Here is a 13,018-nt window from a genome sequence, read left to right on the forward strand (position 1 = left end):
AGGGTCAGGACGGGTTCTCCCGCTCGTACGCCTCGCGCACGTTGCTCGGGACGCGGCCGCGGTCGTTGACCTCGTAGCCGTTCTCCTTCGCCCAGGCGCGGATCTTGGCGGTGTCCGGGGCGCCGGCCGCCGGACGGCCCGTGCTCCGGCCCGCGCTGCGCCGGCCACCGGCCAGGCGACCGCTCTGCTTGCGGCCCTTGTCCACGTACGGGGCCAGCAGCCCGCGCAGCTTGTCCGCGTTCGCGCTCTTCAGGTCGATCTCGTAGGCCACGCCGTCCAGGGCGAACGTCACGGTCTCGTCCGCCGAACCGCCGTCGAGATCGTCTTCAAGAATGACCTGCACCCTCTGTGCCACGGGCTTCCCTTTCCGTGTAAACGACCCATTGCCTGAGGAAAGGAAAGCGTCTTTTCCGTGAAAACACAAACCCCTGGCTGCTCCGAAGGTGTCCGATGGCCTGTTCCGTACGTGTTCAGAGGCGCAGCAGCATGCGCGAGTTGCCCAGCGTGTTGGGCTTCACACGCTCCAGGTCGAGGAACTCCGCGACACCTTCGTCGTACGAACGTAGAAGCTCCTCATAGACATCCGTAGCGATGGCCGCCGGGTCTGAGGTACCGTCGTCGGTTTCGCCGATCTCCACGAAACCGTGTTTCGCGAAGAAGGGGACCTCGAACGTCAGGCAGAAAATCCGACGGACGCCGAGCCAGCGGGCGGTCGCCACCAGCTTCTCCAGCAGCAGGTGTCCGATGCCCTGACCGTGGCAGACCGGGTCCACCGCGAGGGTGCGCACCTCGGCCAGGTCCTCCCACATCACGTGCAGGGCGCCGCAGGCGACGACCAGTCCGTCCTCGTCGCGTTCCGCGACCCAGAACTCCTGGACGGACTCGAACAGTGTGACGGTCGGCTTGTCGAGCAGAATGCCGTTGCGCGCGTAGCCGTCGATCAGCCGCCGAACGGCACGCACGTCGCTGGTCCGCGCCCGGCGGATGGTGACCTCCATGGCGGGACGCTATCGCGCCCGGGGCCGCCCGGTCTCGCCGGTATCCCCTTCCTCCCCCGCCTGCGCGGAGTCGGGGTCGGTGACCCGCAGGGCGTCGCGGAGTGCCTCGCGCTGCTCCGGGGACATCAGGCCGAAGAAGTGCACCAGGGCCGCCGCGGGATTGTCGCTGGTTGCCCAGGCGTCGTTCATCAGGGCCGCGGTGTACGCCTCCCGGGAGGAGACCGGCTCGTACACATAGGCCCGGCCGGCCCGCTCGCGGCGGAGCCAGCCCTTTCTGTGGAGCTTGTCGAGCACCGTCATGACGGTGGTGTACGCGATTTCGCGTTCCTCCCGCAGATCCAGCAGAACCTCGCGAACGGTGACCGGCCGGTTCCACCGCCAGACCCGGGTCATGATGGCGTTCTCGAGTTCTCCGAGTTGCCGCACCATAGTCCGGCCAGGATAGGGGGGAGAACCGGACAAATTTTGCTTATCCGGTGCAAAGCGGCGCGCCGCCACCCCGAAGGGTGACGGCGCGTCAGCGGGCGTCCGGTTATTCGGCGTTCCGGGGTGCCAGCGCGTCGGCGGCGGCGTCCTCCTTGGCGCGCTGGGCGCCGCCCTGGGAGCGGATGATGGCCCGCACCAGGAAGCCGAAGCCGATCGCCATCACCAGCGGGGGGACGATCGCGCTCACGTAGTCCATCGGGTCACTCCTCGTCAGAGCCGGTGGCGTCGTCGCCGGCGCCCTTGGGGTTCTTCGGTGCCCCGCCCAGGTCGGGCTTCACGATCGGGAAGAGCACCGTCTCGCGGATGTTCTTGCCGGTCAGCAGCATGATCAGGCGGTCCACGCCGAGACCGAGGCCACCGGTCGGCGGCATCGCGTACTCCAGCGCGCGCAGGAAGTCCTCGTCCACCTGCATCGCCTCGACGTCGCCGCCGGCCGCCAGCAGCGACTGCGCGGTGAGCCGGGCCCGCTGCTCGACCGGGTCGACCAGCTCCGAGTAGGCGGTGCCGATCTCGGTGCCGAAGATGACCAGGTCCCACTTCTCGGCCACGCCCGGCTCCGAGCGGTGCTGACGGGTCAGCGGGGAGACCTCGGTCGGGTAGTCCTTGATGAAGGTCGGCTTGATCGCGTGGTGCTCCAGCAGGCGCTCCACCATCTCCAGCACGATCTGGCCGTGGCCCCAGTCCTTCTCGAACGGGATGCCGGCCTTCTCGGCCAGCGCCCGCAGCTCCTCCACGGAGGTGTCCGGGGTGACCTCGGTGCCCAGGTGCGCGGAGATGCCCGGGTAGACCCGGACCTCCTCCCACGGCTCGGCCAGGTCGATCTCGTGCTCCTCGCCGTCCGGGCCGATGCCGCGCACCACGGTGGTGCCCAGCGCGTCCCGGGCCGCGTTCACGATGGTGGCGCGGATCAGCTCGGCCTGGGTGTCGTAGTCGCCGTAGGCCTCGTACGACTCCAGCGAGGTGAACTCCGGGTTGTGGGTGGAGTCGGCGCCCTCGTTGCGGAAGTTGCGGTTGATCTCGAAGACCTTCTCGGCGCCGCCGACCACCAGGCGCTTGAGGTACAGCTCCGGGGCGATGCGCAGGAAGAGGTCGATGTCGTACGCGTTGATGTGGGTGGTGAACGGGCGGGCGTTGGCGCCGCCGTGCACCGGCTGCAGCATCGGGGTCTCGACCTCGATGTAGCCGCGCTCCTCGTAGGTGCGGCGGATCGAGCGGACCACCTTGGAGCGCAGGTAGAGGACGTCGCGCGCCTCCTGATTGACGATCAGGTCGACGTACCGCTGGCGGACCCGGGCCTCCGGGTCGGTCAGGCCCTTGTGCTTGTCGGGCAGCGGGCGCAGGCACTTGGCGGTCAGCTCCCAGCGGTCCACCATGACGCTCAGCTCGCCGCGCTTGGAGGTGATCACCTCGCCCTCGACGCCCACCTGGTCGCCCAGGTCGATGTCGGACTTCCACGCCGCCAGCCGCTCCGGGCCCAGCTTGTCCAGGGAGAACATCACCTGGAGGTCGCCGGAGCCGTCCCGCAGGGTGGCGAAGCAGAGCTTGCCGCCCGTCCGGGCCAGCACCACGCGGCCGGTCACGCCGGCCCGCTCGCCGGTCGCGGTGTCCGGCTCCAGGTCGGGGTGCTTGGCACGCAGGTCGGCGATGGTGGTGGTGCGGGGGAAGCCGACCGGGTACGGGTCGATGCCGGCGGCCCGGAGCCGGTCCAGCTTCTCGCGCCGGACGCGCATCTGCTCGGGGAGGTCGTCGGTCGCGGGGACGCTGATCTGATCGCTCACCACACCAGGGTATCGACCGTTACGGGCCGCCCGGCCCCGGGATGACGGCAGCGGCCCCGGGGGTGTCGCGCGGCCGCCGCGCCCGCCCGGTGGCCGGACCCTCAGACGCGCCGGCGGCGGTGGGTGCCGGCCCGGCGGCGCCGGGCCACCACCACCAGCAGGACCGCGCCGAGGGTGAACGCCGCCCCGCCGGCGGCGGCCGTCGGGCCGGCCGAGGCGCCGCCGCCGGTGGAGGCGAGCGGGGCGCCGGCCGGGGCGTGCGGGGCGGCGGGGCCCCGGGCGGGGGTGTCCGCTCCGCCGCCGGGGGCGGGCGTGGAGGCACTCGGCGCCGGGGAGGCGGAGGAGTCCGGCGCGGCGTGGGCGGCCGGGGACGGGGCGGTGGACGGCGGGGCGCTGGAGGCCGCTTCGGCGAGCCGGACCTGGACCTGGTCGTTGGCGGGGTTGTGGTCCCAGCTCATCGCGGCCGAGGCGCGCCCCGGCTCGCCGTGGGCGACGGAGTTCCGCAGCGCGACGGTGAGCCCGGTGCCGCCGGCCCCGGCGGAGAGCTCCAGCGGGAAGTCGTAGCGGGCCCGCAGGCCGTTGGGGGCCCAGCTGTCCTGTCGGCAGCTGTAGCTGCGGCCGTCTTCGCCCGGACGGCAGCCCGCCGGGACGGCGGCGGCCCGGGCCCCGGCGGGGAGGGTGAACCCGACGGTGGGCATCACGTCCCCGCCGGTGCGGTCGACGATCGAGGCCGGGCCGTTGTTGTGCAGCCCGACGGTCAGCACACCGCCGCGGCCGCCCGCGGCGGGGGCCCAGCTGCCGGTGGCCTCGAAGTCCGCGCTGTTCTCGGCGAGGACCGCCAGCTCGGTCTCACCGTCCTGCCCCGGGAGGCCCGCCAGGCTCGGCCCGCCCGGCTCGGCGGCCGGCGCCTCCGGCTTGCCGACCGTCAGGCGGGGGCCCGAGCCGCGGGTGAACTCGTGCTCGCGGCGCGTCCGTTCGGTCCCGGTCTCCTGGTCGGCGAGCACCGAGAAGGTGACGCGGCCGTCGTACGCGGCGGGGGTGACACCGACCCGGACCGGGTCCAGCCGGACCGTCTCGCCCGGTGCCACGGTGGAGTCGACGGCGCAGATCACCGCGGTGGTGGCGGGCCGGCTGCCCTCGCCCTCCGGGCCGCGGGGCCGGGTGCCGTACTCGCAGTTGGCGAAGCGCTGGTCCAGGCTGAGCAGCTCGTCGGTGCGCATCACCAGGTGGATCCGGCGGGCGGGCAGCGAACCGGTGTTGGTGATCTCCAGGACGGTGTCCAGGGTGCTGCCCGGCGGGACGTGCTCGGCCTTCGGGAGCTGCTTGACCGTCAGCCGCGGGCCGCCCGCGTACACGGTCACCTCCAGCGCGGCCGGGGCCGCGCCGGGGCCGGTGGCGGTGATCCGCAGGGTGCCCCGGGAGCCCGGAACAGCGCCCTTGGCGACCGTCAGTTCCGGGGTCTCGGCGAGGCCGGCCGGCCCGGTCGCGCTCCGCCGGGGGCAGCTGTGCACGGTGCCCGAGACGGTGCACCCCCGGACGCCCAGCTCGGCGACCCCGGCCAGGCCGGCGGTGTCGAAGGTGAGCACCACGTCCCGGGCGGTCTCCGCGCCCGGCAGCCGGAGCGAGAGCGGCAGGCCCGCGCTCGCGCCGGGCTCCACCGCGAGCGCCGAGGGGCCCGAGAGCTCCAGCCGGGGCCGGTCGTCGGCGGTGGCGGGGAGGGCGGTGACGGCCACCGCGAGGGCGAGGGCGGTGACGAGCCCGAACGAACGGGCCGGGCGGGTGGGGGCCACTGCTGTCCTTAGGTCACGGGGTGCGCCCCAGCACCCTAGGTTCCGGACACCACGGGAAGGTGACGGGCAAAAGGGGTGATCATGACCATGGGCGGACAATCGGCCACACGGTATGCGCAATCGTTATGCCCTCGTCCGGCCCGCCGCCTTCGCCCCGTCTCCAACTGCGGCCCGCCGGTGCGGAACTGTCGTGACGTCAGCCCCCCGTCGGGGGAGGCCGGTTGTCCGGCCTCCCCCGGCCTCCCCTCAGCCGGTGGCGAGTTCGAGCTCGTCCTGGGTGGGGGCGGGAGCCGGCTCCGGGTGGGTGCGGCGGCCGAAGAGTTCGGCGGGGGTGGGCATCCGGCGGGGCTGGGGGCGGCCGTCGGCGGGGGGCTTGGCTTCGGTCATCGGGAACCGTCCTCCTACTGGGGTGGGAGTGCCGTCGCTCGGGGGAGCGGCGGGGCTCGGTACGGCCGCGAGGTGCCGCTGGCCGGTGCTCAGGGCGAGGCGTTCGCGGACGTCGGCCTCGGCGAGGGCGTGGCAGCGCCCGGCCAGCCGGGACCTGCGGGCGCGTTCGCCGCCCCCGCAGGGCATCCGGGTCAGCGCGCGCAGGGCGGTGAGGTCCTCGGCGGTGGGGAGGTAGCCGTCGGCGATGGCCTCCTCCAGGCGTTCCAGGTAGCCGCTGGCACTGCCCGGGAGGGCGGTGCGGTAGCGGGCCAGGTCGGCCAGCAGGAAGGTGCGCAGACGGCCGCCCTCCTGAACGGCCTCGTCCACCGCCTCGGCGAGGCGCAGGGCCTCCTGGACGTCCTCCGCCCAGAGTTCGCCCGCCGGGCTGTGGGGCAGGTGGACCGGGTACAGCGCTTGGGCGAGGGCACGGCGCAGCACGCGGACTTCGTCGGCGCTGAAGGCCATGCCGCCGCGGGATCCGTGTGGCGTCGGCATGGCTCGACAGTACGTGGCGTACGTCCGATTTATGGCGATTGGCGCTCGTGGTCGGCCCGATTGGCGGATGGTGGGCTGATCCGACCGGGGGCCTGACGGGCGGTCAGGCGGTCTGCGGGCGGTTGCGCTCGTAGACCAGGCGCAGACCGATCAGGGTGAGCCAGGGCTCGTGCACGTCGATGCTGCTCGCCTCGCCGAGGACCAGCGGGGCCAGGCCGCCGGTGGCGATCACCTGGACGTCGTCCGGGTCCTTGCTGAGCTCCTTGGCCATCCGGTCGACCAGGCCGTCCACCTGGCCGGCGAAGCCGTAGAGGATGCCGGACTGCATGCCTTCAACGGTGTTCTTGCCGATCACGTTACGGGGCCGGGCCAGCTCGATCTTGCGGAGCTGGGCGCCGCGCACCCCGAGCGCCTCGACCGAGATCTCGATGCCGGGGGCGATCGCGCCGCCGACGTAGTCGCCCCGCTCGTTGATGGCGTCGAAGGTGGTGGCGGTGCCGAAGTCGACCACGATGCACGGGCCGCCGTAGAGGTGGTTGGCGGCCAGGGCGTTGACGATCCGGTCGGCGCCGACCTCCTTGGGGTTGTCCATCAGGACGTGCACCCCGGTCTTCACCCCGGGCTCCACGATCACCGCGGGGACGTCGCCGTAGTAGCGGCGGGTCACCTCGCGCAGCTCGTGCAGCACCGCGGGGACGGAGGAGCAGATGGCCAGGCCCTCCACCCGGTCCTCGGCCGAGACGACCGGGTGGGAGCCCATCAGACCCTGCATCAGCACCGCGAGTTCGTCCGCGGTGCGGCGCGGATCGGTGGAGATCCGCCAGTGCTCCACGATCTCCTCGCCGTCGAACAGGCCGAGCGTGGTCTGGGTGTTGCCGACGTCGATGGTGAGGAGCACGGGGAGCCTTCTGGTGAGTCGGGATCAGGAGGAGCGGAGGTCCAGGCCGATGTCGAGCACCGGCGAGGAGTGGGTGAGGGCGCCGACGGCCAGGTAGTCGACCCCAGTCTGGGCGACCTCGCGGGCGGTGGCCAGGGTCAGCCCGCCGGAGGCCTCCAGCTTGGCCCGGCCGTTCACCAGCTCGACGGCCTCCTTCAGCTGCGGGACGGTGAAGTTGTCCAGCAGGATCAGGTCGGCGCCCGCCTCCAGCACCGGCGGGATCTGGTCCAGGCGGTCGACCTCGACCTCGACGTCCAGGTGCGGGAAGGCCTCCCGGACGGCGTTGAACGCCTCGGCCACGCCGCCCGCGGCGACCACGTGGTTGTCCTTCACCAGGGCGGCGTCGGAGAGCGCCATCCGGTGGTTGACGCCGCCGCCCGCGCGGACCGCGTACTTCTGCAGGGCGCGCAGGCCCGGCAGGGTCTTGCGGGTGTCGCGGACGGCCGCGCCGGTGCCCTCCAGGGCGTCGGCCCAGGCCCGGGTGGCGGTGGCGATGCCGGACAGGTGGCAGAGCAGGTTGAGCGCGCTGCGCTCGGCGGTGAGCAGGTCGCGGGTGCGGCCGCGGACCGAGAGCAGCACCTGGCCGGCCTCCACCAGGTCTCCGTCCTCGACGTGCCGCTCGACCTCGAACTCCTCCTCGCAGACCAGCGAGACCACGGCCTCGGCGATCCGCAGGCCCGCCACCACGCCGGCCTGACGGGCCGTGAAGTCGGCGGTGGCCACCGCCTCGGCGGGCACGGTGGCGACCGAGGTGACGTCGTCGCCGCCGGCCAGGTCCTCGGCCAGCGCCAGGGTGGCGATGTCCTCGACCTCGACCGGGTCCAGGCCGGCCGCCTCCAGCAGCTCGGCCAGCGCCGGGTCCAGGCCGGTCTCGTACGCCTCGCCGTCGCCGCAGGCGCAGCCGTCGCCGCAGCCGCCCGCCATCGGCAGCTCGGCGTGGGTGTGGCCGTCGTGGTCGTGGTCGTGGGACATCGGTGCTGCTCCTAGGGGGTGGTGAGGGGTCGTCAGACGGTGCGCAGGGCGCCGTCGACGTCGAGGGTGGTGGTCAGGTGGCGCTGCCACCGCTGGTCGTCCCGGTCCGGGAAGTCCTCCCGCCAGTGGCAGCCCCGGGTCTCCTCGCGGAGCGCGGCGGCGGCCACCAGGGCGGTGGCGACCAGGTGGAGGTTGGTGGCCTCCCAGGTCTCCACCCGCGGGTCGGCGGGCTTCTCCTCGGCGGCGTGGGCCAGGGCGTCGGCGGCCAGCGCGGCCAGGCCCTCGGCGGCACCGGCCATCGAGGCGGCCGAGCGCAGCACGCCCGCGCCGGTGGACATCAGCCGCTGGACCTCGGCCCGGGCCTCCGGGGCGAGCAGCGGCACGGCCGCGCAGGCCTTGGCGGCGGCCACGTCCACCGAGCGCTCGGGGAGCTCCCCGGCGGTGTGACGCTCCGTCAGGTCGGCGGCGATCGCCTCGGCGAAGACCAGGCCCTCCAGCAGGGAGTTGGAGGCCAGCCGGTTGGCGCCGTGCACGCCGGTGCAGGCCACCTCGCCGCAGGCGTACAGGCCGGGCACCGTGGTGCGGCCGGAGAGGTCGGTGCGGATGCCGCCGGAGGCGTAGTGCGCGGCGGGCGCGACCGGGATCGGCTCGGTGACCGGGTCGATCCCGTGCGAGCGGCAGGAGGCCAGGATGGTCGGGAAGCGCTCGGCCCACATCTCGGCGCCGAAGTGCCGCCCGTCCAGGTACATGTGCTCGGCGCCCTGCTCCTGCATCCGCCGGGTGATCGCCTTGGCGACGATGTCCCGGGGGGCCAGCTCGGCCAGCTCGTGCTGCCCGAGCATGAAGCGCACGCCGTCGGCGTCCACCAGGTGGGCGCCCTCGCCGCGGACCGCCTCGGAGACCAGCGGCTGCTGGCCCTCGGCCTCCGGGCCCAGCCAGAGCACGGTGGGGTGGAACTGGACGAACTCCAGGTCGGTGACCTCGGCCCCGGCCCGCAGCGCCAGCGCCACGCCGTCGCCGGTGGAGACCGCCGGGTTGGTGGTGGCCGAGAAGACCTGGCCCATACCGCCGGTGGCGAGCACCACCGCGCGGGCCCGGATGGCGCCGACGCCGTCCCGCTGGCCCTCGCCCATCACGTGCAGGGTGAGGCCGGCCGCGTGGCCGTCCGGGTCGGTCAGCAGGTCCAGCACCAGGGCGTGCTCGATGAGTTCGAGGCCCGGGTCCGAGCGGACGGCCTGCACCAGGGCGCGCGATATCTCGGCGCCGGTGGCGTCGCCGCCCGCGTGCACGATCCGGCGGCGGTGGTGGCCGCCCTCCCGGGTCAGCAGGATCTCGCCGTCGGCGTCCTTGTCGAAGGCGGCGCCGGCGGCGATCAGGTGCCGGACGGCGTCCGGACCCTCGGTCACCAGACGCCGGACGGCGTCCTCGACGCAGAGCCCGGCGCCGGCCACCAGGGTGTCGTCCAGGTGCTGGGCGGGGGTGTCCCCCTCGCCCAGGACGACGGCCACGCCGCCCTGGGCCCAGCGGGTGGAGCCGTCGTCCAGCAGCGCCTTGGTGACCACCGTGGCCCGCAGGCCGGCCTTACGGACGTTGAGCGCGACGGTCAGCCCGGCCACGCCGGAGCCGACCACCACCACGTCGGTGGTGGCGGTCCAGCCCGGGGCGGGGGCGGTGAGGCGGTGCGTTGCGGACATGGTTCTGACTGCTCCTCAGCTCGCGGCGGCGGTGGCCGCGCCGTGCCCGTCACCGTACGCCCGGTCCCCGCGCAGCAGCCCGCTGCCCTCGGGGGCCTCGGCGGCGTCGGTGCCGTAGCCGGTGATCCGGTTGTCGCCGTCCACGAAGACCACCTTCGGGACGTAGCCCTTGGCCTCGGCGGTCTCCATCTGCCCGTAGGCGATCAGGATGACCAGGTCTCCGGGGTGGACCAGGCGGGCGGCGGCGCCGTTGATGCCTATGACGCCGGTGCCGCGCGGGCCGGCGATGGTGTACGTCTCCAGCCGGGCGCCGTTGTTGATGTCGACGATGTGGACCAGCTCGCCGGGGAGCAGGTCCGCGGCGTCGAGCAGGTCCTCGTCCACCGTGACCGAGCCGACGTAGTGCAGGTCGGCCTGGGTCACGGTGGCCCGGTGGATCTTGGACTTGAGCATGGTGCGGAGCATTGGGTCACGCCTCCTGTGAGTGCATGCCTGAGGGGTTGCTTCTTACCGGTGTTAGCGAACGAGCATGCTGACGTTGTCGATCAGGCGGGTCGAGCCCACCTTCGCGGCCACGGCCAGCACCGCCTCGCCCCGGAAGTCGTCGGACGCCTCGGTGAAGTCGTCCGGGTCGATCAGGGCGAGGTAGTCCAGGGTGACGCCCTCGGCGCCGTCCAGGGCGGTCGCGGCGGCCTCGCGGACCGCCTTCGCGCCGCGCACGGCCGCGTCGCGGCCGGCGAACAGCGCCCTGGACAGGGCGAGGGCCTGCTCCCGCTCGGTCTCCGAGAGGTAGCGGTTGCGCGAGGACAGCGCCAGGCCGTCCTCCTCGCGGACGGTCGGGACGCCGATGACCTCGACGTCGAAGTCCAGGTCGGCCACCATCCGGCGGATCACCGCCAGCTGCTGGGCGTCCTTCTCGCCGAAGAAGGCGAAGTCCGGGTCGGTGATGTTGAGCAGCTTGGCCACCACGGTCAGCACGCCGTCGAAGTGGCCCGGGCGGGAGGCGCCCTCGTACCGCTCGCCCATCGGGCCCGCGGTGATCCGCACCTGCGGGGTGCCGTTGGGGTAGACCTCCTCCGGCAGCGGGGCGAACACCACGTCGGCACCGGCCTCCTCGGCCAGCCGGACGTCGGCGGCCAGGGTGCGCGGGTAGCGGTCCAGGTCCTCGCCGGCACCGAACTGCAGCGGGTTCACGAAGACGGTCACGGCGACCCGGCCGTCCCGGCCGACCTGCTTGCGGGCGGCCCGGATCAGGCTGGCGTGGCCCTCGTGCAGGGCGCCCATGGTCATCACCACGGCGTTGTCCACCGGCTCCTCGTCCGGCCAGAAGGCGGACTCGAAGTCGGCGACGGAGTGGGTGAGCTCGGCCTTGCGGACCTGGGGGGTCTTGGTCGGCTGCTTGCCACGGGCCATCAGATGTTCTCCTCGTTCAGTACGTCCAGCAGCGCGGCCGCCGACGCCTCGTCGATCGTTCCGTTCCGCAGCGCCCGCTGCGCGGTGGCGCGGGCCATCGCCCGGTAGGACTGCCCGATGTCGGGGGCCACCGTACCGAGTTCGCGCAGGTGGCGGCTGACGGTGCCGACGTCGCCCCGGGCCACCGGGCCGGTGAGCGCGGCGTCGCCCGAGCGCAGGCTGTTGTCCAGGGCCGCGCCGAGCAGCGGGCCGAGCAGGCGGCCGGGCTCGGAGACCCCGGCGGTGCGCAGCAGTTCCAGCGACTGGGACACCAGGGTCACCAGGTGGTTGGCCCCGTGCGCGAGGGCCGTGTGGTAGCGGGCCCGCTGCTCCTCCGGCACCCACTCGGGCTCGCCGCCCATCTCCACCACCAGCGCCTCGGCGACGGGGCGCAGCTCCTGAGGGGCCGTCACCCCGAACGGGCAGCCGGCCAGCCGGGCCAGGTCGACGCCCGTCCCGGTGAAGGTCATCGCCGGGTGCAGCGCCAGCGGCAGGGCGCCGGCCCGGGTGGCGGGCTCCAGCACCGCGACGCCGTGCGCGCCCGAGGTGTGCACCACGATCTGCCCCGGCCGCACCGCCCCGGTCTTGGCCAGCCCGGCCACCAGCTCCGGCAGCACGTCGTCCGGCACGGTCAGCAGCACCAGGTCGGCGGCGGCCAGCACCTGCGGCGGGGTGACCAGCCGCACCCCCGGCAGCAGCGCCTCGGCCCGCCGCCTCGAGGTCGCGGACACTCCGGAGGCGGCCACCACCCTGTGCCCCGCCAGCTGCAGCGCGGCCCCCATCGCCGGACCCACCCGCCCGGTCCCGACCACCCCCACGGCCAACCTGGCCGGCCGGTTCCCCGGATCCCCCGGATCGCCGAACGGGTCGGCCAACACCCCGAACCCGAACTCCTCGGAGCTGCTCACGGCTCGCCCTCGTCCCTGATTCCCGTTCCAGTCCGCTGCCGGTACCAGACGTACCGCGTCATTCTACGGCCGCGCGGGGAGGCGCCTCATCCGATCGGGTGGCCCCGGCCGGACGCCCGCACCGGCCGGAGGCGCGGCTGCCACCATGCGGACATGGCAGCGAAACCCACCGATGGTCCCGACCCCGCGAGCCCGGCGCCCGGGCGGCCCGGCGGCGTGCGGACGGTGACGCTCGGGGACCTGCGGATCCCGGGGGCCCTGATCCGGGAGCTGACGGAGACCGGAGAGGTCGGCCGGATCACCGACCGGGGCCGGCTGGTCGCCTGGCTGGTGCCCGCCGACGGCCCGGCCGGCGATGCCCGGCGGCCGGACGCCTGACGGTCAGTCGGTGGCGCCCGCGCGGATCAGGCCGGCCTCGTAGGCGAGGACGACGGCCTGGACGCGGTCGCGGAGGTTGAGCTTGGCCAGGATGCGGCCGACGTGGGTCTTCACGGTGGCTTCGGAGAGGGTCAGCTTGGTGGCGATCTCGCCGTTGGACAGGCCCTGGGCCACCAGCAGGAAGACCTCGCGCTCGCGCTCGGTGAGGGGGGCCAGCACCGGTGAGCCGGGGGTGGAGTGGGGGAGCGGGAGGACGTCGGCGAAGCGGTCGATCATGCGGCGGGTGGTGGTGGGGGCGACCACCGCGTCGCCGCCGTGGACGGCCCGGATGGCGGCGACCAGTTCGGTCGGCGGGACGTCCTTGAGCAGGAAGCCGCTGGCGCCGGCCTTGAGCGCGGCGAAGGCGTACTCGTCCAGGTCGAAGGTGGTGAGGATGAGGACGTGCGGGGCGCCGGGGACGGGCGAGCCGCTCTCGTCCAGACAGATCCGCCGGGTGGCCTGGACGCCGTCCAGGCGGGGCATCCGGACGTCCATCAGGATCACGTCGACCTGGGTGTGGGCGAGGGTGTCGACGGCCTGCTGGCCGTCGCCGGCCTCGGCGGCGATCTCGATGTCCCCCTGGGACTGCAGGATCATGCGGAAGCCGGTGCGGAGCAGTTCCTGGTCGTCGACCAGCATCACCCGGATGGTCACAGCTGCGGTCC

At 73.7% G+C, this 13,018-nt stretch carries 15 protein-coding genes; 1 reads left to right on the forward strand and 14 read right to left on the reverse strand.

All coding sequences use genetic code 11. The features are described from left to right. Nucleotides 1-4: 4 nt before the first annotated feature. The 13 genes from ACWEPF_RS17250 to ACWEPF_RS17310 all read right to left on the reverse strand — a co-directional run bounded on the left by ACWEPF_RS17250 (nucleotide 5) and on the right by ACWEPF_RS17310 (nucleotide 11,936). Entirely contained in the window at nucleotides 5-355 is a 351-nt protein-coding gene (locus ACWEPF_RS17250) for a histone-like nucleoid-structuring protein Lsr2 (protein WP_345289204.1), read from the reverse strand. 115 nt (nucleotides 356-470) lie between these two features. Further along, nucleotides 471-998: an amino-acid N-acetyltransferase gene (locus tag ACWEPF_RS17255; RefSeq protein ID WP_345289205.1), complete on the reverse strand. Its 528-nt coding sequence runs from the start codon at nucleotides 996-998 to the stop codon at nucleotides 471-473. Nucleotides 999-1,007: 9 nt separating this feature from the next. Continuing rightward, nucleotides 1,008-1,427, reverse strand: a complete 420-nt coding sequence (locus ACWEPF_RS17260; protein WP_345289207.1) for a BlaI/MecI/CopY family transcriptional regulator — start codon at nucleotides 1,425-1,427, stop codon at nucleotides 1,008-1,010. Nucleotides 1,428-1,530: 103 nt separating this feature from the next. After that, complete coding sequence (locus ACWEPF_RS17265; RefSeq protein ID WP_345289208.1) at nucleotides 1,531-1,680, reverse strand: hypothetical protein; 150 nt, start codon at nucleotides 1,678-1,680, stop codon at nucleotides 1,531-1,533. A 4-nt stretch (nucleotides 1,681-1,684) separates the two neighbouring features. Beyond that, the gene (lysX, locus tag ACWEPF_RS17270; RefSeq protein WP_452173255.1) at nucleotides 1,685-3,313 is read right to left on the reverse strand and encodes a bifunctional lysylphosphatidylglycerol synthetase/lysine--tRNA ligase LysX; all 1,629 of its coding nucleotides are present in this window, start codon (nucleotides 3,311-3,313) and stop codon (nucleotides 1,685-1,687) included. 50 nt (nucleotides 3,314-3,363) lie between these two features. Next, nucleotides 3,364-5,052, reverse strand: a complete 1,689-nt coding sequence (locus ACWEPF_RS17275) for a hypothetical protein (RefSeq protein WP_452173219.1) — start codon at nucleotides 5,050-5,052, stop codon at nucleotides 3,364-3,366. A 246-nt stretch (nucleotides 5,053-5,298) separates the two neighbouring features. Next, nucleotides 5,299-5,973, reverse strand: a complete 675-nt coding sequence (locus tag ACWEPF_RS17280) for a hypothetical protein (protein WP_452173220.1) — start codon at nucleotides 5,971-5,973, stop codon at nucleotides 5,299-5,301. A gap of 103 nt (nucleotides 5,974-6,076) precedes the next feature. Beyond that, entirely contained in the window at nucleotides 6,077-6,871 is a 795-nt protein-coding gene (locus ACWEPF_RS17285; protein ID WP_345289212.1) for a type III pantothenate kinase, read from the reverse strand. Between the two features lie 24 nt (nucleotides 6,872-6,895). Then, nucleotides 6,896-7,882: a carboxylating nicotinate-nucleotide diphosphorylase gene (gene nadC / locus ACWEPF_RS17290; RefSeq protein ID WP_345289213.1), complete on the reverse strand. Its 987-nt coding sequence runs from the start codon at nucleotides 7,880-7,882 to the stop codon at nucleotides 6,896-6,898. Nucleotides 7,883-7,914: 32 nt separating this feature from the next. Continuing rightward, entirely contained in the window at nucleotides 7,915-9,576 is a 1,662-nt protein-coding gene (locus ACWEPF_RS17295; protein WP_345289214.1) for an L-aspartate oxidase, read from the reverse strand. A gap of 15 nt (nucleotides 9,577-9,591) precedes the next feature. Further along, on the reverse strand, nucleotides 9,592-10,041 hold the full coding sequence (gene panD, locus ACWEPF_RS17300) for an aspartate 1-decarboxylase (RefSeq protein WP_345289215.1): 450 nt from the start codon (nucleotides 10,039-10,041) through the stop codon (nucleotides 9,592-9,594). Between the two features lie 51 nt (nucleotides 10,042-10,092). After that, nucleotides 10,093-10,989: a pantoate--beta-alanine ligase gene (gene panC / locus ACWEPF_RS17305; protein WP_345289216.1), complete on the reverse strand. Its 897-nt coding sequence runs from the start codon at nucleotides 10,987-10,989 to the stop codon at nucleotides 10,093-10,095. Then, on the reverse strand, nucleotides 10,989-11,936 hold the full coding sequence (locus ACWEPF_RS17310) for a Rossmann-like and DUF2520 domain-containing protein (protein WP_452173221.1): 948 nt from the start codon (nucleotides 11,934-11,936) through the stop codon (nucleotides 10,989-10,991). The genes panC and ACWEPF_RS17310 overlap by 1 nt, the downstream gene beginning before the upstream one ends. Nucleotides 11,937-12,089: 153 nt before the next feature. On the opposite strand from ACWEPF_RS17310, the gene ACWEPF_RS17315 reads away from it, so the two are divergent. Then, entirely contained in the window at nucleotides 12,090-12,314 is a 225-nt protein-coding gene (locus ACWEPF_RS17315) for a hypothetical protein (RefSeq protein WP_452173222.1), read from the forward strand. Between the two features lie 3 nt (nucleotides 12,315-12,317). Here the strand turns inward: ACWEPF_RS17315 and ACWEPF_RS17320 are convergent, their stop codons facing one another. Further along, the gene (locus tag ACWEPF_RS17320; RefSeq protein WP_345289218.1) at nucleotides 12,318-13,007 is read right to left on the reverse strand and encodes a response regulator transcription factor; all 690 of its coding nucleotides are present in this window, start codon (nucleotides 13,005-13,007) and stop codon (nucleotides 12,318-12,320) included. Between the last annotated feature and the right edge of the window lie 11 nt (nucleotides 13,008-13,018).

Source organism: Kitasatospora sp. NPDC004289, assembly GCF_053602875.1.